The sequence below is a fragment of the Pseudomonas sp. WS 5532 genome (genome assembly GCF_012985445.1).
In the GTDB taxonomy this organism is placed as follows: Bacteria; Pseudomonadota; Gammaproteobacteria; order Pseudomonadales; family Pseudomonadaceae; genus Aquipseudomonas; species Aquipseudomonas edaphica.
Genome location: NZ_JAAQWK010000006.1, coordinates 257567 through 276245, shown reverse-complemented (window position 1 = coordinate 276245; position 18679 = coordinate 257567). Strand labels below are relative to the sequence as shown.

At 60.7% G+C, this 18679-nt stretch carries 13 protein-coding genes; 5 read left to right on the top strand and 8 right to left on the bottom strand.

What is annotated here, in order from left to right; all coding sequences use genetic code 11:
• Positions 1–42: 42 nt before the first annotated feature.
• The 3 genes from mapR to HBO23_RS13360 all read right to left on the bottom strand — a co-directional run bounded on the left by mapR (position 43) and on the right by HBO23_RS13360 (position 3442).
• A complete protein-coding gene (mapR, locus tag HBO23_RS13370; protein ID WP_170038425.1) occupies positions 43–1452 on the bottom strand; it encodes a GntR family transcriptional regulator MpaR in 1410 nt (469 codons plus the stop codon).
• 156 nt (positions 1453–1608) lie between these two features.
• A complete protein-coding gene (ccoG, locus tag HBO23_RS13365) occupies positions 1609–3018 on the bottom strand; it encodes a cytochrome c oxidase accessory protein CcoG (protein WP_099548274.1) in 1410 nt (469 codons plus the stop codon).
• 184 nt (positions 3019–3202) lie between these two features.
• The gene (locus HBO23_RS13360; RefSeq protein ID WP_017139130.1) at positions 3203–3442 is read right to left on the bottom strand and encodes a DUF3203 family protein; all 240 of its coding nucleotides are present in this window, start codon (positions 3440–3442) and stop codon (positions 3203–3205) included.
• Between the two features lie 120 nt (positions 3443–3562).
• Here HBO23_RS13360 and HBO23_RS13355 point away from each other — a divergent pair, with 120 nt between their 5' ends.
• On the top strand, positions 3563–4060 hold the full coding sequence (locus HBO23_RS13355) for an MgtC/SapB family protein (protein ID WP_017139129.1): 498 nt from the start codon (positions 3563–3565) through the stop codon (positions 4058–4060).
• 8 nt (positions 4061–4068) lie between these two features.
• On the opposite strand, the gene HBO23_RS13350 is transcribed toward HBO23_RS13355, so the two are convergent.
• Positions 4069–4617 carry a hypothetical protein gene (locus HBO23_RS13350; protein ID WP_170038423.1) on the bottom strand — a complete coding sequence of 183 codons (549 nt, stop codon included), beginning with the start codon at positions 4615–4617 and terminating at the stop codon, positions 4069–4071.
• Between the two features lie 178 nt (positions 4618–4795).
• On the bottom strand, positions 4796–4963 hold the full coding sequence (locus HBO23_RS13345; protein ID WP_017139127.1) for a hypothetical protein: 168 nt from the start codon (positions 4961–4963) through the stop codon (positions 4796–4798).
• Positions 4964–5166: 203 nt separating this feature from the next.
• Here HBO23_RS13345 and HBO23_RS13340 point away from each other — a divergent pair, with 203 nt between their 5' ends.
• From HBO23_RS13340 to HBO23_RS13325, 4 genes are all read left to right on the top strand, one after another.
• Entirely contained in the window at positions 5167–7155 is a 1989-nt protein-coding gene (locus HBO23_RS13340) for an alpha-1,4-glucan--maltose-1-phosphate maltosyltransferase (protein ID WP_170038421.1), read from the top strand.
• Positions 7156–7322: 167 nt separating this feature from the next.
• Positions 7323–10670, top strand: coding sequence for a maltose alpha-D-glucosyltransferase (gene treS / locus HBO23_RS13335; protein WP_170038419.1), 3348 nt, complete (start codon positions 7323–7325; stop codon positions 10668–10670).
• A complete protein-coding gene (glgB, locus tag HBO23_RS13330; RefSeq protein ID WP_170038417.1) occupies positions 10667–12904 on the top strand; it encodes a 1,4-alpha-glucan branching protein GlgB in 2238 nt (745 codons plus the stop codon). Before treS ends, glgB begins: the two co-directional genes overlap by 4 nt.
• Positions 12905–12955: 51 nt before the next feature.
• Positions 12956–14122 carry a diguanylate cyclase gene (locus tag HBO23_RS13325; protein WP_170038415.1) on the top strand — a complete coding sequence of 389 codons (1167 nt, stop codon included), beginning with the start codon at positions 12956–12958 and terminating at the stop codon, positions 14120–14122.
• 4 nt (positions 14123–14126) lie between these two features.
• On the opposite strand, the gene HBO23_RS13320 is transcribed toward HBO23_RS13325, so the two are convergent.
• The 3 genes from HBO23_RS13320 to HBO23_RS13310 all read right to left on the bottom strand — a co-directional run bounded on the left by HBO23_RS13320 (position 14127) and on the right by HBO23_RS13310 (position 18622).
• The gene (locus HBO23_RS13320) at positions 14127–16313 is read right to left on the bottom strand and encodes a GAF domain-containing protein (RefSeq protein ID WP_138450224.1); all 2187 of its coding nucleotides are present in this window, start codon (positions 16311–16313) and stop codon (positions 14127–14129) included.
• 161 nt (positions 16314–16474) lie between these two features.
• Positions 16475–17326, bottom strand: coding sequence for a CAP domain-containing protein (locus HBO23_RS13315; RefSeq protein ID WP_017139121.1), 852 nt, complete (start codon positions 17324–17326; stop codon positions 16475–16477).
• Positions 17327–17407: 81 nt separating this feature from the next.
• The gene (locus tag HBO23_RS13310) at positions 17408–18622 is read right to left on the bottom strand and encodes an MFS transporter (RefSeq protein WP_170038402.1); all 1215 of its coding nucleotides are present in this window, start codon (positions 18620–18622) and stop codon (positions 17408–17410) included.
• Between the last annotated feature and the right edge of the window lie 57 nt (positions 18623–18679).

Here is an 18679-nt window from a genome sequence, read left to right as displayed (position 1 = left end):
CGGGCTTGCCCGCGATGGCGTCAGATAAGGCAACAACCGAGCCTAGAAGGACCGCACAATGCGCCCGAGTGTTTCCATGGCCGTTTCCGATGCCTCGGTCCACGGGCTGCCGTAGTTCAAGCGAATGCAATTTCTGAAGCGCTGGGTCGCCGAAAAAATCGGCCCCGGCGCAATGCTGATGCCCTGGGCCAGGGCCATTTGGAACAGCTTCAACGAATCGGTTTGCTCCGGCAGTTCCAGCCACAGGAAATAGCCGCCAGCCGGCTGGCTGACCCGCGTCTGTGCCGGGAAATAGCGCGCGATGGCGGCCAGCATGGCGCTCTGCTGTTCTTCTAGGGCGTAGCGCAATTTACGCAGGTGCCGGTCATAGCCGCCGTGTTGCAGGTAGTCCGCAATCGCCGCCTGGGCCGGCATCGAGGGGCACAGCGAAGTCATCAGCTTCAGGCGTTCAACCTTCTGCGCATAGCGCCCGGCCGCTACCCAGCCGACGCGATAGCCAGGTGCCAGGCTCTTGGCGAAGGAACCACAGTGCATCACCAGCCCTTCAGTGTCGAAGGCCTTGGCCGGTTTTGGCGCGTGCTGCCCGTAATACAACTCGGCGTACACATCGTCCTCGATCATCGGCACTTGATGGCTGCGCAGCAGCTCCACCAGCGCCTGTTTTTTCGCCTCTGGCAGCGTGGCGCCCATGGGGTTCTGGAAGCTGGTCATGGTCCAGCAGGCTTTGATCGGGTAGCGCTCAAGGGTTTGCGCCAGGGCATTGAGGTCGATGCCATCGCGCGGGTGTACAGGGATTTCCACCGCCTTGAGCTTCAGGCGTTCGAGCACTTGCAGGCAGGCATAGAACGCCGGGGCTTCGATAGCGACCAGGTCGCCCGGCTCGGTCACCGCTTGCAGGCACAGGTTCAGCGCTTCCAGGGCGCCGTTGGTGATCAGCAGCTCTTCCATCGGCAGCATCAAGCCGCCCACCATGTAGCGCAGGGCGATCTGGCGGCGCAGTTGCGGGTTGCCCGGCGACATGTCGGTGACCACCAGGCGCGGGTCCATCTCACGGCCGGCACTGGCCAACGAGCGCGCCAGGCGTGGCAACGGGAACAACATGGGGCTGGGGAAGGCCGAGCCGAACGGTACGGTGTTGGGGTCTTTGATGGAGTCGAGCACTGAGAACACCAACTCACTCACATCGACTTCGGTGGACTCGTGCACCTGTTCACTCACCACCGGCTCGGAAAACGGGCTGGGCGCGTGAGTGTTGACGAAGTAGCCGGAGCGCGGCCGCGCACGAATCAGGCCACGGCGTTCGAGCAGGTAGTAAGCCTGGAACACCGTGGACGGGCTGACCCCATAGGTCTGGCTGGCATAGCGCACTGAGGGCACTCGCTGGCCAGGGCCGAGGACGCCGGAGCGAATCAGTTCTGCGATGTCGTCGGCAAATTTTTCGTAGCGTTTCATGGGGGCCTGATTAACGTTCCAATAGTGTTCGCAGGGCAAAATGTGGGAGCTGGCTTGCCTGCGATGACGGTGGCACATTCAACATCATCCGTGCCAGACCGGGCGCCATCGCAGGCAAGCCAGCTCCCACACTTGATCTTCTGTGTGTGTTGGATATCAACGATTCAACGGCGCCACAAAGCGACTGTCCGCTGCACTGTAAATCCACGGTTCATCCACATCCACAACCTTGAAGCGCAAGGTCTGCGAGCTGCTCGCCGGTTTATCGGCCAGCAACGCCACCGACACCGGCACATCGCTGATTTCCCCCGGCGCCAGGCTGAGCCGGGTCTTGCCTTGCAACTGGAAGCCCTCGGCGTCCACCAGTTCCAGGCGGTAATCCTGGCGCTGCTGGGTCTTGTTGATGACCTTCAAGCTGTAGATGTTTTCGATCAGCCCCTGGCTGTTTTCACGGAACATGCCACGGTCCTTGGTCACGTCCAGCGACACCATTGGTCGTTCAATCAAGGCCACCACCAAGGCGGCGATCATCACCAGCAGCACGGCACTGTAGCCGATCAGGCGTGGCCTGAGCAGGTGCGTTTTGCCACCTTGCAGTTGATGTTCGCTGGTATAGCTGACGAGACCACGGGCATAGCCCATCTTGTCCATGATCGAATCGCAGGCGTCGATGCATGCGGCGCAGCCAATGCATTCCATTTGCAGGCCATCGCGGATATCGATGCCGGTGGGGCACACTTGCACGCACAGTTGGCAGTCGATGCAATCCCCCAGGCCAACCTGCGCCGGTTTCACCTCGCGTTTGCGCGGGCCTCGGCTTTCGCCACGCGCCGCGTCGTAGGAAATGGTCAGGGTGTCTTTGTCGAACATCACGCTCTGAAAACGTGCATACGGGCACATGTGCATGCACACCGCTTCGCGCAGCCAGCCGGCGTTGATGTAGGTGGCTGCGGTAAAAAACAGCACCCAGAACAGGCTCACACCGCCCATCTGCCAGGTCAGCAACTCACTGGCCAGCGGGCGGATTGGCGTGAAGTAGCCGACAAACGTCAGCCCGGTCAGCACGCTGATACCCAGCCATAGCGTATGTTTTGCCGAACGCCGCGCCAGTTTGTTGAGACTCCAGGGTGCCGCTTGCAGTTTGATGCGTTGGTTGCGTTCACCTTCGGTGACCTTTTCACACCACATGAACAGCCAGGTGAACGAGCTTTGCGGGCAGGTGTAGCCGCACCAAACGCGGCCGGCAAATACGGTAATGGCAAACAGGCCGAAAGCGCAGATGATCAACAGCGCCGACAGCAGGATGAAATCCTGGGGCCAGAAGGTGGCACCGAAGATGTGGAATTTGCTTTCGGCCAAGTCCCACAGCACGGCTTGGCGCCCGGACCAGTTCAGCCACACGGTGCCAAAAAACGCCAGGAACAGCACAGCGGCACCGCCCACACGCAAAGTGCGGAACACGCCGGTGAAGCTGCGGGTATGGATCAGGTTGTCACTGGATTTGGCCTTCACCTTCTTTGGGTGTATGGGCTCAAAGGTGTCCACGGTTGGGATTCTTTCGCTCATGGTCGTTCGCTCATCAGCCTCCATCAGGCCAATGAACTATGAACTTCACGCTGTTTGCATAACAGACTCAGGTAGGTCGATAAAAAGCGGATCAGATGGGCTTTCTATACGTCACTGTGACAATGTGCTGCACCCCGTAGCGCCTGGGGTGCAGCTGGCTTGTGCGCGGGTTGATACAGATCAATCAAATCACCGAATCACTGTCGGTCGCCTTCAAGTGTTTGCGACCGTCCCTTGCACCGGCGACGGTCAGTGCGTCCGCTTCGGCTTCAGTGATGTAGACCCGATCGCCTTTTAACTCTACAAAAGACATGGATTTGGCGCTGTCGGTACTCACCGTCACACCCGTGGCGGGCAGGGCGTATTCCTGGCCGTCGTCAGCGACCTTGAAAAAGCACGTTTGATTGTCGATACGTACAGGCATGGTGCTCTCCTTTTTATGGGCAGTCATGGGTTAGGGCGTCGCGCAGTGCCAGGTGTTCCAGGCAACTGACTGGCGGTCGGCGCTGTCCATCGTCTAACCACACTAAAACGGATAACGACCATGGACGCCTGGTGGCAAGAAGTGCTTCAAACCCTGCATGCAGAATTTGCTGACATCGCTGATGCAAAGCAGCTCACTCAGATAACCGTTCGCCTGCTTATCGCCGCGATCCTGGGCGGTATCCTGGGGTTTGAGCGTGAGCAAAAGGGCAAGGCGGCGGGGGTGCGCACCCACATGCTCGTGGCCTTGGGCGCTGCACTGTTTGTGCTGGTGCCGCAGATGTCAGGCAGCCAGTCGGACGCCATGAGCAGGGTCTTGCAGGGGGTTATCGCCGGGATCGGCTTCCTGGGTGCCGGCACTATCCTCAAGGGCAAGGAGGATGAAGAGGGCCAGCACGTCAAAGGCCTGACCACCGCTGCCGGGTTGTGGATGACCGCCGCCATTGGCGTGGCGGCAGGGGTTGGGCGTGAATCAACGGCGGTATTGAGTACACTGCTGGCGCTCGTTGTACTTGGCTTAATGCCCAAAGTCGTCAGGCTCTTCGAGAAGGAACGTTGAGTCCATGATCAGTGAGCCTTCATCCTTGATTTAATGTGTGTTGGGTTGAGCGCCTCGGTGATGGTGTTCATATCCATCACCGTTTGGGTTGTGTCCTTCACGCACCCATTCAGGTGCTCGAATGCTCCGGCCGTGCCTTTGAAAAACTCATAGACATGGCGAAAGCCATAATCGTCCTTACCCGATATCAACTTTAACAGTAAGGCGATTTTCTGTTTGTCATAGGCTGCCTGATAGTCGCTGAAATAAAGTTGGGTGGATAATTTTACGCAGGCCTCGTCACTATTTTTTTGCAGGAACTTGCCGATGTCCGTCAGGAGGTGAGCAACTTCCTCGGCGTCTGGTTCTTTCAACATGGAGTCGACACTTTCCTGGCTGAAATGCATGCGCATTTCATTGAGGACTTTACGCGACTTCAGGTCGTTGGGCGCACGCAAAACCTGGGCGATGTCCTCCTCTGTGAGGCTTGCTTTAAGCTCGGTGAGATAACGCCGGCTGACGGAAACGTCTGAATGTACGTGTTGGTGGCGGCTTTGCTTCACGTGAATGTCCGACATGGTATTAACCTGCTCGCGTTTAAGAGGGGGGTAAATGAAATGTGCTCAAGTAAGCGCGTGTGGGACTGTAGCAATAGGCGCACAGGCGAGATGTAGGCTATTTCACCTGTGCGCGCAGGTTAATGCGTTTTTAAGGCAGGCATCCTGACGCGAGTACGCGTGTGAGTGATGGCGTTGATCAACAAGGTTGAACAATCACCGGCGGCATGGTTGTGGGCGGTTCCTCCACGGGGGGCGGCAGGTTTTCCGGTGGTTCCTTCTCCGGGATCGGTTCCGGTTCACTCGGCGGCAGCGTTGGATTGTCGATATTCGGGTCCGGGGTTTCAGCCGGGATCGGGATATTCATCGGTGTGGCCTCCTTTGTGCTTTGCTCTATCGGTGGACAACCGCCGGGCAGGTTTGATTCCCGCCCAATGGCGGCACATCCACCTGAACTTTTCAGCGCAGCCCAGGCTCGGACCTATTACGGCCCTGCTCAGGGAGAGCGTCGCCGTCTCAGAATTCGGATCAAGCAAAGAGCGTCCACAGGGCGTAAGGGGAAGATGCTCGATGACTGCTGAAACACTGACTCCAGAAGACTCCATATTGCCGCTGTCCCAGGCCTTGTTGTTGCCAAGGATCGCGATTGAAAGCACTACGCCCGTCATTGATGGCGGCGAATTTGCTGTGAAGGCCGTGGTGGGCCAGCGCGTCACCGTCACCAGCAAGGTGTTTGCCGACGGCCATGACAAGCTCGCCGTGCTGATCCGCTGGCGCCCGCTGCAGGACGAAAGCTGGCACAGCGTAGTGATGACGGATGTGGGCAACAATGGCTGGGAGGGCGCGTTTACCGTGGCCCAGCAAGGCCCGCACGAATACTGCATCGAAGCCTGGATTGATACCTTTGCGAGCTTCTGCTACGAACTGCGCAAAAAACATGAGGCCGGTGTGCCGGTCAGCCTTGAGCTGCAGGAAGGCCGCAGCCTGGTGTTGCAGGCCGCCGAGCGTAGCGACAATGAGTTACGCGACCGCTTGATGCTGCTGCACCACGAGCTGTCGGGCTTGCTGGAAACCGAGCAGGTCGCGCAGTTCTTGCACGAAGACAGTGCACATTTGATGACCCAGGCCGACCACCGCGCTTACTTGAGCATCAGCACCGTATACCCGCTCGACGTGGAGCGTGAGGCCGCACAATTTGCCAGTTGGTACGAGCTGTTTCCGCGCTCGGTCACCGACGATCCGGCGCGCCACGGCACCTTTAATGACGTGCATGCGCGGCTGTCGATGATCCATGACATGGGCTTTGACGTGCTGTATTTTCCGCCGATCCACCCGATCGGCCGCAGCCATCGCAAGGGCAAGAATAACTCGCTGACCGCAGGCGCCGATGACCCCGGCAGCCCTTATGCGATCGGTAGCGAGGAGGGCGGCCATGAAGCCATCCACCCGCAGTTGGGCAGCCGCGAGGACTTCCGCCGGCTGGTCAAGGCCGCCGCCGAGCATGGCCTGGAAATCGCCCTCGACTTTGCCATTCAGTGCTCCCAGGACCACCCGTGGCTCAAGCAGCATCCAGGCTGGTTCAACTGGCGCCCGGACGGCACGATCAAATACGCCGAAAACCCGCCGAAGAAATACCAGGATATCGTTAACGTCGATTTCTATGCCGCCGACTCTATTCCGAGCCTGTGGACCGAGTTGCGCGACATTGTTATAGGTTGGGTGCAAGAGGGCGTGAAAACCTTTCGCGTGGATAACCCGCACACCAAGCCGCTACCGTTTTGGCAATGGCTGATCAGTGACGTGCGCTCCAGGCACCCGGAGGTGATCTTCCTGGCTGAAGCCTTCACCACGCCAGCGATGATGGCGCGCTTGGGCAAGGTCGGTTATTCCCAGAGCTACACCTACTTCACCTGGCGTAACACCAAGGCCGAGTTGAGCGAGTACTTCACACAGTTGAACGAATCGCCGTGGCGCGAGTGCTTCAGGCCGAATTTCTTTGTCAATACCCCGGACATCAACCCCGGCTTCCTGCACGAATCCGGGCGCCCGGGCTTTCTCATCCGCGCCGCCCTGGCCACCATGGGCTCAGGCTTGTGGGGCATGTATTCGGGGTTTGAACTGTGCGAAGCGGCGCCGGTACCGGGTAAGGAGGAATACCTGGACTCGGAAAAATACGAAATCCGCCCCAGGGACTTCACCGCGCCCGGCAACATCATTGCCGAGGTCGCCCAGCTCAATCGTATTCGTCGGCAGAACCCGGCACTGCACACCCATCTGGGCTTGAAGCTCTATAACGCCTGGAACGACAACATCCTGTACTTCGGCAAGCGCAGCGATGACGGCAGCAATTTTATCCTGGTGGCGGTCAACCTTGACCCGTTTAACGCCCAAGAGGCCCATTTCGAATTGCCCCTGTGGGAGCTGGGCCTGCCGGACGATGCCCAGACCCAAGGCGAAGACCTGATGAATGGCCATCGCTGGACCTGGTATGGCAAGAACCAGTGGATGCGCATCGAGCCGCAGATGCCATTCGGGATCTGGCGTATCACCGTCTCCTGAGCCTGACAGGGATTAACTGTCAGGGATCAACGGTGGGAGCTGGCTTGCCTGCGATAGCGGTATGTCAGCACCGAAAAGGCTAGCTGGCCCACCGCTATCGCAGGCAAGCCAGCTCCCACCTTGATTGCATGTCTTCTGCACAATTTTCAGTGTTCCAGGAGTTTCCAATGGCGAAGAAACCCACCCCAGCCACTTTTATCAAAGACCCGCTCTGGTACAAGGACGCGGTGATCTACCAAGTTCACGTCAAATCCTATTTCGACTCCAATAATGACGGTATCGGCGACTTTCCCGGCCTGATCGCCAAGCTCGACTACATCGCCGATCTGGGCGTCAACACCATCTGGCTGCTGCCGTTCTACCCGTCGCCGCGCCGCGACGACGGCTATGACATCGCCGAGTACCGTGGCGTGCACAGCGACTACGGGACGATGGCCGACGCCAAGCGCTTTATCAGTGAGGCGCACAAACGGGGCCTGCGGGTCATCACTGAACTGGTGATCAACCACACCTCCGACCAGCATCCGTGGTTCCAGCGGGCGCGCAAGGCCAAGCCGGGCTCGGCGGCACGGGACTTCTACGTGTGGTCCGATGACGACCAGAAGTACGACGGCACCCGCATCATTTTCCTCGACACCGAAAAGTCCAACTGGACCTGGGACCCGGTCGCCGGCCAGTACTTCTGGCACCGGTTCTATTCGCACCAGCCGGACCTGAACTTCGATAACCCGCAAGTCATGAAAGCCGTGCTCTCGGTGATGCGCTACTGGTTGGACATGGGCATCGACGGCCTGCGTCTGGACGCCATTCCCTACCTGATCGAACGCGACGGCACCAACAACGAGAACCTGCCGGAAACCCACGGCGTGCTCAAGCAGATCCGCGCCGAGATCGACGCGCATTACCCCGACCGCATGCTGTTGGCCGAAGCCAACCAGTGGCCGGAAGATACTCAGCTGTACTTTGGTGACAAAAAAGGCGACGACGGCGATGAATGCCACATGGCCTTCCACTTCCCGCTGATGCCGCGCATGTACATGGCGCTGGCCCAGGAAGATCGTTTCCCGATTACCGATATTCTGCGCCAGACCCCGGAGATCCCCGCCAACTGCCAGTGGGCGATCTTCCTGCGCAACCACGATGAACTGACCCTTGAAATGGTCACCGACAAAGAGCGCGACTACCTGTGGAACTACTACGCCGCCGACCGCCGTGCGCGCATTAACCTGGGCATTCGTCGGCGCCTGGCGCCGCTGATGGAGCGTGACCGTCGCCGCGTTGAACTGCTCAACAGCTTGTTGCTGTCGATGCCCGGCACGCCGACGTTGTACTACGGCGATGAAATCGGCATGGGCGACAACATCTACCTGGGCGACCGCGACGGCGTGCGTACGCCGATGCAATGGTCCATCGACCGTAACGGCGGCTTCTCGCGCGCCGACCCGGCCAGCCTGGTGTTGCCGCCGATCATGGACCCGCAATATGGCTACCTGTCGGTCAACGTCGAAACCCAGGCCCAGGACCCGCATTCGCTGCTGAACTGGACCCGGCGCATGTTGGCGGTGCGTAAGCAGTCCAAGGCCTTCGGGCGTGGAAGCCTGAAAATGCTCTCGCCGAGCAACCGCCGCATCCTGGCGTATACCCGTGAGTTCACCGGCGACGATGGCCGCACGGAAACCATCCTGTGCGTGGCCAACGTGTCGCGCAGCGCCCAGGCGGCCGAGCTGGACTTATCCGCCTTCGCCGGCATGGTGCCGGTGGAGATGCTCGGCGGTAACGCGTTCCCGCCCATCGGCCAGCTGAATTTCCTGCTGACTTTGGCGCCGTATGGTTTCTATTGGTTTGTGCTGGCGGCCGAAAACCAGATGCCCAGCTGGCATGTGGAGCCGGCGCAGAGCATGCCGGATTTCACCACGCTGGTGCTCAAACAACGCATGGAAGAGTTACTCGACGAGCCGTGCCGCACCACCCTGGAGCACACCTCGCTGCCGGCATGGTTGCCCAAGCGGCGCTGGTATGCCGGTAAAGACACGGCCATCGACCAGGTGCAAATTGCCTACGGCGTGCGGTTTGGCGACCCGCAGCATCCGGTGCTGCTCAGTGAGGTCGAGGTGACCAGCGGCGGCCAGGTCAGTCGTTATCAATTGCCGTTCGGCTTTTTAGCCGAAGACCAGTTCACCAGTGCCTTGCCCCAGCAACTGGCGCTAGCCCGCGTACGCCGGGGGCGTCAGGTTGGGCTCGTTACCGATGCCTTTAGCCTGGAACACTTTATCCGGGCGGTGATCCAGGGTTTGCAGGCGGGCACCGTGTTGACTACTCACGAAGGTGATTTGCGTTTTGAAGCCACGCCGCACTTGGCCGCGCTGCAACTGACCGATGAGGCGCAGGTGCGCTACCTGTCGGCCGAGCAGTCCAACAGTTCGGTGGTGGTGGGCGAGAGCCTGGTGCTCAAGCTGATCCGCAAAGTCAGCGCCGGGGTGCACCCGGAGCTGGAAATGAGCGCTTACCTGACGGCCGCCGATTACCCGAATATTTCGCCGTTGCTGGGCTCGATGATTCGTCGCGATGGCCAGGGGCAGGACAACCTGCTGATGATTGCCCAAGGCTACCTGAGCAACCAGGGCGACGCCTGGAGCTGGACCCAGAACAACCTGGAGCGCGCGATTCGCGACGAGCTGGCCCAAGCGATTTCCGAGCAGGAGCAGCATTACAACGCCTTGGGTGAACTGCAGGATTTTGCCGGTTTACTCGGCCAGCGCCTGGGCGAAATGCACGGGGTGCTGGCAGCACAAACCACCAACCAAGACTTCAAGCCCGAGACCACCACGGCCAAGGACACCCAGGCCTGGGCCAAGGACGTCGGCGCGCAGATCGACCGCGCGCTGCAGTTGTTAAAACTTCATCAAAGCCAGTTGAACCCCGCCGATCAGGCGCTGGTCAGTGAAATGCTGGGGCAGAAAAAAGCGCTGGCCAGCAGTGTCCAGGCTCTGGCGAAAGCCACGGCCGGCGGTTTGCGCATTCGGGTCCACGGTGACTTGCACCTGGGGCAGGTCCTGGTGGTCAAGGGCGATGCGTATTTGATCGACTTTGAAGGCGAGCCGGCGCGCCCGCTGCATGAACGGCGCGGCAAGCACAGCCCGTATAAAGATGTAAGTGGCGTGCTGCGCTCGTTTGATTACGCCGCCGCCATGGCCCTGAATGTGCAAGGTGTGGATCACTCGCCGCAAGCGGATACCGCCCGCCAGCGTGTGACTGATCGTTACCTGAGTGAAGCGCGCAAGGCATTTATCCAGGCTTATCATCAGGCTACGTCTACACTGGCGCATGACTGGCAGGATGCCAATGGGCAGGACGCAGCGCTGACGTTGTTCAGCCTGGAGAAGGCCGCGTACGAAGTGGCTTACGAAGCAGAAAATCGCCCGACCTGGTTGCCGGTGCCCCTGCAAGGGCTGCACGGTTTACTTAGCGGGCTGCTATCTCAAGCGAATAATGCACGCGGTGGGGAGACGTCATGAGTTTTACACAGAGAGAACCGCTGCAAGCGAAGTTGACCGCCATGCCGGCGCCCAAAGATGTAGAAGCGCTGGTGCGCGCGGAACACCCGGACCCTTTTTCCATCCTGGGGCCGCACGATGACGAGCAGGGCGGGCAATTTATCCGCGCGTTCCTGCCCGAAGCCTTGAGCGTCCAGGTGTTGGCCCGCGAAAGCGGTGAAGCCATCGGCAGCCTGGACGCGACCCAGGTGCCGGGTTTGTTTGTCGGGCATTTTTCCACGCGCCAGGGCTACCTGCTGAAGATCCAGTGGGCCGGCGGCGAGCAGATCACCGAAGACCCTTACAGCTTCAGCCAGTTACTGCTGGGTGAGATGGATTTGTACCTGTTCGCCGAAGGCAATCACCGTGACCTCAGCAGTTGCCTGGGTGCGCAGGTCACCAGCGTCGACGGCGTGCAAGGCGTGCGTTTTGCGGTGTGGGCGCCGAATGCGCGGCGCGTATCGGTGGTGGGTGACTTCAATATCTGGGATGGCCGCCGCCATCCGATGCGACTGCGGCATCCGTCGGGCGTGTGGGAGATCTTTATCCCACGTCTGCAAACGGGCGCGGCCTACAAGTACGAGATTCTCGGCGCCCATGGGATTCTGCCGCTCAAGGCCGACCCCATGGCGCTTGCTACTCAACTGCCGCCCGACACTGCCTCAAAAGTCGCCGCGCCGTTACAGGTGGACTGGCAAGACCATGAGTGGATGCAGGCGCGTGCCGACAAGCAAAAGGCCTCGGCGCCATTATCCATCTATGAGCTGCATGTCGGTTCCTGGCAGTGTGAACTCGACGAGGCCGGTGAAGTGTCGCGCCAATATGGCTGGCGCGAACTGGGCGAGCGCTTGATTCCTTATGTGCAGCAATTGGGCTTTACCCATATCGAGCTGATGCCGATCATGGAGCACCCGTTCGGTGGCTCCTGGGGTTACCAGGCGCTGTCGCAGTTTGCGCCGAGCGCACGCTTTGGCTCGCCGGAGGACTTCGGGTTTTTCGTCAACGCCCTGCACCAGGCCGACATCGGTGTGATTCTGGACTGGGTGCCGGCGCATTTCCCCACCGATACCCACGGCCTGGCCCAGTTCGACGGCACGGCCTTGTACGAATACGCCAACCCGCTGGAAGGCTTCCACCAGGACTGGGACACGCTGATCTACAACCTGGGCCGTACTGAAGTGCACGGCTTTATGCTCGCTTCGGCGTTGCATTGGCTCAAGCACTTCCACATCGACGGTTTGCGCGTAGATGCCGTGGCCTCAATGCTGTATCGCGATTATTCGCGCAAAGCCGGTGAGTGGGTGCCTAACCGCCATGGCGGCCGCGAAAACCTGGAGGCCATCGACTTCCTGCGCCATCTCAATGATGTGGTCGCGCTGGAAGCGCCGGGCGCGCTGGTGATTGCCGAAGAGTCCACAGCCTGGCCGGGCGTCAGCCAGAGCACGCAGCAGGGCGGCCTGGGTTTTAACTACAAATGGAACATGGGCTGGATGCACGATTCGCTGCACTACATCCAGCAAGACCCGGTGTACCGCGCCCATCATCACAATGAGCTGAGTTTCGGCCTGGTGTATGCGTGGTCCGAACGCTTTATCCTGCCGATCTCCCACGATGAAGTGGTGCACGGCAAGCACTCACTGATCGACAAGATGCCCGGCGATCGCTGGCAGAAATTCGCCAACCTGCGCGCCTACCTGAGCTTTATGTGGATGCACCCCGGCAAGAAGCTGCTGTTTATGGGCTGCGAATTCGGCCAGTGGCGCGAGTGGAACCACGATCAGCAGTTGGATTGGTACTTGCTGCAATACCCCGAACACCGAGGCGTGCAGAAACTGGTCGGTGACCTTAACCGCCTGTACCGCGAGGAACCGGCGCTGCATGAGCAGGACGATGCGCCCCAAGGGTTCCAGTGGTTGATTGGCGACGATGCGATCAACAGTGTCTATGCCTGGCTACGCTGGAGCAAGGACGGCAAACCGGTGCTGGTGGTGGCCAACTTCACCCCGGTGCCGCGTGAGGGCTACGCGGTCGGCGTACCGTTTGCCGGGCGCTGGAGCGAGGTGATCAACAGTGATGCCGACACTTATGCCGGCTCCAATTATGGCAACGGCGGCGAAGTGCTCACCCAAGAGGAGCCGCGCCATGGGCAGCCGGTGTCGCTGTCGCTGAATCTGCCGCCTTTGGGCGTGTTGATTCTTCGCCCGCAAGCGCTGTAACGGCTCTAGTGTGGTGGATTCTGTTGTCCGCACTACTGGCAGGGTGCCACAATGGCGCCTTTGTCGTGGCAGTCGAAGCAGGCGCATTTCATGAACGGCCTTGGGCGTGGGCAAGACCCGGATGAACTCATCGAACAGCAGGTGCGAACCGACCGTTTGCACCAGCTGTTTCGCCAATCGTTCTCGGCTATTTTCGGCAGCTACCTGGGCGCTGTCATGCTCTGCTGGCTGTGCTGGGGCCGGTTTGACCACAAGGTCATGCTGGTCTGGCTGGGGTTGCTGGCGGTGACATCGCTGGTGCGCGTCAAACTGTTCACCGACTGGTTTCGCTGCCCCTACAGCGAGCGCACGCCCCGGCGCTGGGAACGCCGCTATTGGGTCACGCTGATGCTGTCAGCCGGCACCTGGGGCCTCGGCGCCCTGGCCGTGATGCCGACGGATGATCGTGTTTCCCAGGTGCTGGTCATGCTGTTTACCGTGGGCATGTCAGTGAGCGCGGTTTCCTGTTATTCGGCCTATCGCTATATGACCCTGGGCTCCATGGCGCTGGTGCTGTTGCCGTGCACCCTGTGGTTGCTGTTCCAGCCGGCGCCGATGCAAGTAGGTGTGGCGATTGCGGTGCTGGTGTTCTCGACCTTTGTGGTCAGTGCCACGCGCAAGCTCTCGGATGCGCTGGAAAAAGCCTTCCGACTGACCCGACAGATGGAACGTGCTCACCATATCTCCACGCGTGCCGCCCAGACCGACGAGCTCACCGGGCTGATGAACCGTCGCGCGTTTTTCGAACAGGCCCACCTGCTGTACGCGCATTGCCACCACCACCAGCAGCCGCTGAGCGCGTTGATGATGGACATGGACCATTTTAAGGACATCAACGACACCTACGGCCATCAGGCCGGCGACCAGGTGTTGCGCCAGATTGGCGGGGTGATCAGCACGTCGTTTCGCCAGGCCGATGTTTATGGTCGGCTCGGTGGTGAAGAATTCGCGGTGTTGCTGCCCAACACCTCACTGGAAACCGCGCGAGGCATCGCCGAGCAACTGGTCCAGGCGATTTCGGGCCTGACCTGTGAACCGGTGAAGGGCTTGACCGCCAGCCTCGGTGTGGCCACTACCCGCAGCCTTGATCAGGACTTGCACAGCCTGATGAACAACGCCGACAAAGCGCTGTACCGCGCCAAGGCTATGGGGCGTAATCAGGTGGCCGTCGCGCAGTAGCGCCTCACTCCTTGAGCATCGACCTGGCCAATGCCCGCGCCACTTGGTCGGCGGAGTAGGGCTTGGGGAGGAATTCGAAGCCTTCATAACCGCTGTCGGCCAGTTCTTCGCTGTAGCCTGACGTGAGCACCACCGGCAAGTCGGGGCGGCGCTGGCGCAGCAGTTTGCTCATGGCCACGCCGGTCATGCCTGGCATCACCACATCCGAGAAAATCGCGTCAAACGCCATGCCGTCCGGGCCGGCCAGTGCCAGTGCCTGCTCGGCATGGGTGGCCCAGGTGGTGCGGTAACCCAGGTCCTGCAGGATCTGGTTGGCAAAGCGGCCGACCTCGAGGTTGTCTTCGACTATCAGGATGTGGCGCGCCGCAGTGGCGGGCAGCGGGCTCTGATCTTCCTGGACCGGGCAGGCCTGCACCGCCACAGGCTCGGCCTCGGGTAGATACAGGGTAAACACGCTGCCCTGGCCGAGGTTGCTGGTGACGTCGACGTTGCCACCGGACTGTTTGGCAAACCCGAACACCTGGGACAAGCCAAGCCCGGTACCTTTGCCCACCGCCTTTGTGGTAAAGAAGGGTTCGAAAATGCGCTCGACGGTGTCAACGGCAATGCCGCTGCCGGTATCGGCCAAGGCAATGCTCACAAAGGGCTGGTTTGATTCGGCATCGCCACGGATACGCGGCAGTCTGGCAATGTGGGCGACGCGCAGGGTCAGGGTGCCTTGACCTTCCATGGCATCGCGGGCATTGAGCGCGATATTGATCAGGGCGGTTTCAAATTGGCTGGAGTCGACGCGCACATGGCACGGTCGCTGCGGCAACTCCAACTGCACGCGGATACGCGCACCGGTGAGGCTTTCGAGCATCTCGCCGATGTTCTTGACCCGCAGGCTCACATCGAAAACTTCCGGGTTCAGCGGTTGGCGGCGGGCAAAGGCGAGCAGTTGGCTGGTGAGTTTGCTGGCCCGCTCGACAGTGTCGGACACCGCGCTCATGTAGCGTTGGCGGCGCTCTTCGGACAACCCCGGCTGGCGTAGAAAATCCACCGAGGAGCGGATGATGGTCAGCAGGTTGTTGAAGTCATGGGCCACGCCACCCGTCAACTGGCCGATGGCTTCGAGTTTCTGCGACTGGCGCAGAGCGGCTTCGGCCTGGGCCAGCGCCAGGGTGCGTTCTTCGACACGCTGCTCCAGGGTGGTGTTGAGTTCGGCAAAGGCTGCCAGCCCTTCACGCACATGGGCATCGGCGCGCACGCGCTCGATATGCGCCCAGGAGCGCTCGGTGACTTCGCGCAGCAAAGCCAGGTCGTAGCTCGACCACAGCCGTGGGACTTTATCGTGTACCGCCATCAAGGCCGTCAGCCGACCATTTTTGATGAGTGGCATGCAGATCGTGGCGCTGACGCCCAATGCCTGAAAGGACGCTGACTCTTCTGGTGGCAGCTCGCGCAGGTTGTCATGGATCACCAGTGGCTCACCGGCCCGCAGGCAGTTGACGGCCGTTTCACCGAAAGCCGCCAGGCTGTAGCAGCCGATAATGCTGGGCGAACCGGGGGCTGTCCAATTGTCACGGATGGTGAAGCCGTCTTCATCGGCGTCCATATCGGCGTAGGCGCAGTTACTCACCTGCAGATGTTCGGCGACCAATTGAGTGGTGCTGCTCAGAATGGTTTCGGCATCTGCCGCATTGGCCACCGTGTGGCTGATGGCTTCCAATACCGCCAGGCGACGGGCGAGGAATACTGTGGTGGTGGTTTCCGACACGGTGTCGAGAATGCCGACCACCTTGCCCTCGGGGTCGCGAATCGGGCTATAACAAAAGGTGAAGTACGCCTGTTCCCGCGTCGGGCCGCGTTCAATCACCAGGGGGAAATTTTCGATGTAGGTGGCATGGCCTTGGAAGGCGGCATCGGCGATGGGGCTGATATCCGCCCACACCTCATGCCACACCTCGTTGAACGGGCGCCCCAACGGGTCGGGCTTGGTGCCCAGGATCGGAATGAATGCATCGTTGTAGAGTGTGATCAACTGCGGCCCCCAGACAATCGCCTGGGGAAAGCTCGATGCGAAGCACAGCGCTACGGTGGTCTTGAGCACGTCGGGCCACTGCTCCAGCGGGCCTAGTGGCGTGTTCGCCCAGTCATGCTGGCGAACCCGCTCAGCCATTTCGCTGCTGCTTTGCAGCCAATTCATCATTGCGAGAACACCTTGTTTACCACGGTCTGTCGAGGGCCTGAAGCGGTCAGGCTAACAAGCAACAGACCGGAATGAATGCTGCCAGTTCAGCACGATTATTCAGGTGATAGCAATTTGATGTTCTATACAAATGAATAGGCCTGCAGTCGGGCCTAAGACGCCTATTGCGCGCCGAGAACCCCCGTCCAATAAATGCCGGCATCACTCTTGGGGTCCATGGCGTAGGCCGCACCCAATTCACGAAATTGCGGGTTCATCAGGTTGGCGCAATGCCCGGGGCTGGCGAGCCAGCCGTCCACCACCTTGCGCGGGTTGTCGAGGCCGGCGGCGATGTTTTCGCCGATGTTTTTTGCGATGTACCCGGCCAGTTCCGCACGATCGCCAGGCGTGCGGCCGTCATGATCCAGGTGGTCGAAGAAATTGCCATTAGCCATGTTGCGCGAATGGCTGTTGGCGGCGCTGGCCAAGTCGTCATTCCACGACAGCGGCGTGGTCGCGCTAAACGCCTGGGTGCCGCATTGGCGTGGTTGTTGACGGGCGGTGTTGACCAGATCGAGAAGTTTTTTGCCCTCGGTCTGCCAGTCGCCAAGGCCGCTGGTGAGCAGCGGGCGTGCCAGCACGATGCGCCAGTCCTGGCCGCTGTTGCTCACGCCAATATCGACAAATTGCGGGTCCAGCACCACGCGGCAGAAGCTTTCGCGCACGGCCTTCATCGCCGCCTCGGCGTCTTTGGGGCCGGAGAGGCTGATGGCCTGCACATTCACCATCGGGTACGCGGCCCGCGCGAGCGCCTGCTGCAAGTCGCCGACATTGGTGGCCGGCAGCACCAGTCGGGTGTCGCTGGCCAGCGGTGGCAGTTCCTGGGAACCCTGGTTGCCGCAGCGTTGTACGTGGCTGCGGTATTCGTTGATCTGTTGCACTAACTGACTTTCTTCATTCGCCATCGCGCTGGCGCAGAACACCACATTGGCGGCCAGCGTCGTCAGACCCATCATCAATGACAGCACGCGCATGGACGTTACCCTTGAGCTTGAAAGTGCCCATGATGCGCGAAGTAACCCGGTTTGGGGCAACGCCTTTTTTGTTTTTTTGCCTCAACGGGTGTTCTGTGGGCAGATCGTGGCGCGGTTACGGCCCCAGGCAAACGTGCTGGCGGTGACGATCAGGGCCAACGCCATGGCGAAGGTCATGTGCAAGCCATTGGCAACACTGGGCGGCGCTGCGTGGGCCACATCGGGGCTGGCCCAGGCAAATACCGCGCCCAGGGCCCAGGCACCGAAAATCAGTCCCAGGTTGCGCGACAGGTTCAGCAGGCCAGAGACGGTTCCTCGGCGTGTCGGCGCGACATCGCTCATCACCGCGGTGTTATTGGCGGCTTGAAACAGGCTGTAGCCTGTTGTGAGCAGGATCAGGGCGCCGAGGTAAGCGAGCAGTCCCGCCGTCAGCGAAAGCGACAGGGCACCCAGGGCCATCACCCCCAAGCCCGCGAGGCTCATGCGATGGCTGCCCAGGCGATCGGTGAGGCGGCCCGCCGGCACACCGGTCAGCGCCGCAACACAGGGGCCGACGGCCATGGCCAGGCCCATCCAGGCGGGGTCGAGCCCCAGGCCACGGGAGAGGTAAAACGGCCCGACCACGAACGTGGCCATGATCACCGCTGCCACCAGTGCGCTCATCGCCAACCCGGCACGCAGCGTCGGGTCTTGCAAAGGCTGCCAGAAAGCACCTGCCGATTCGCGGGCGCTGGCCTGGCGGTCTGCCGGTAAGTAATAAAAGGCGAGGGCGGCGGCCAACAGGCCCAACGGTACGCCGACCGCGAACAACGCGCGCCAGCCCCACAGGCTCAGCAACACGCCGCCGACACTGGGGCCCATGGCGGTGCCGACTGCTGACATCGTTCCGAGCAAACCCATCACCTGCCCGGTACGCGCCTTGGTGACCGTGTCGCCCACCATCCCGAGGGTCATCGCCATCATGCTCGCCGCCCCCAGGCCTTGCAGGGCGCGCGCGGCAATCAGCCATTTAAGCGATGGTGCTGCGGCGCACAGTGCACACGCCACGGCGAACAGCAGCAAGCCGGCGAGCAATACGCGTCGGCGCCCCCAACGATCGCCCAGGCGGCCGGCACCGACAATCACCGCCGTGATCGCCAGCAGGTAGGCGAGCACCACCCACTGCACGGCATGAAAGGATGCATCAAATGCCTGGGCCAGGCTGGGCAGGCCGACATTGGCGATGCTGGTGCCCAAAGCGGCCAACAACATGGATAGCGACAGACTGACGAGCGCGGCGCGTGAAGAGTTGTGCATGGACGATTCCTTGAGTGAAGGCAACTGACACAACTCTACGGCGTGGCCTAATATGGC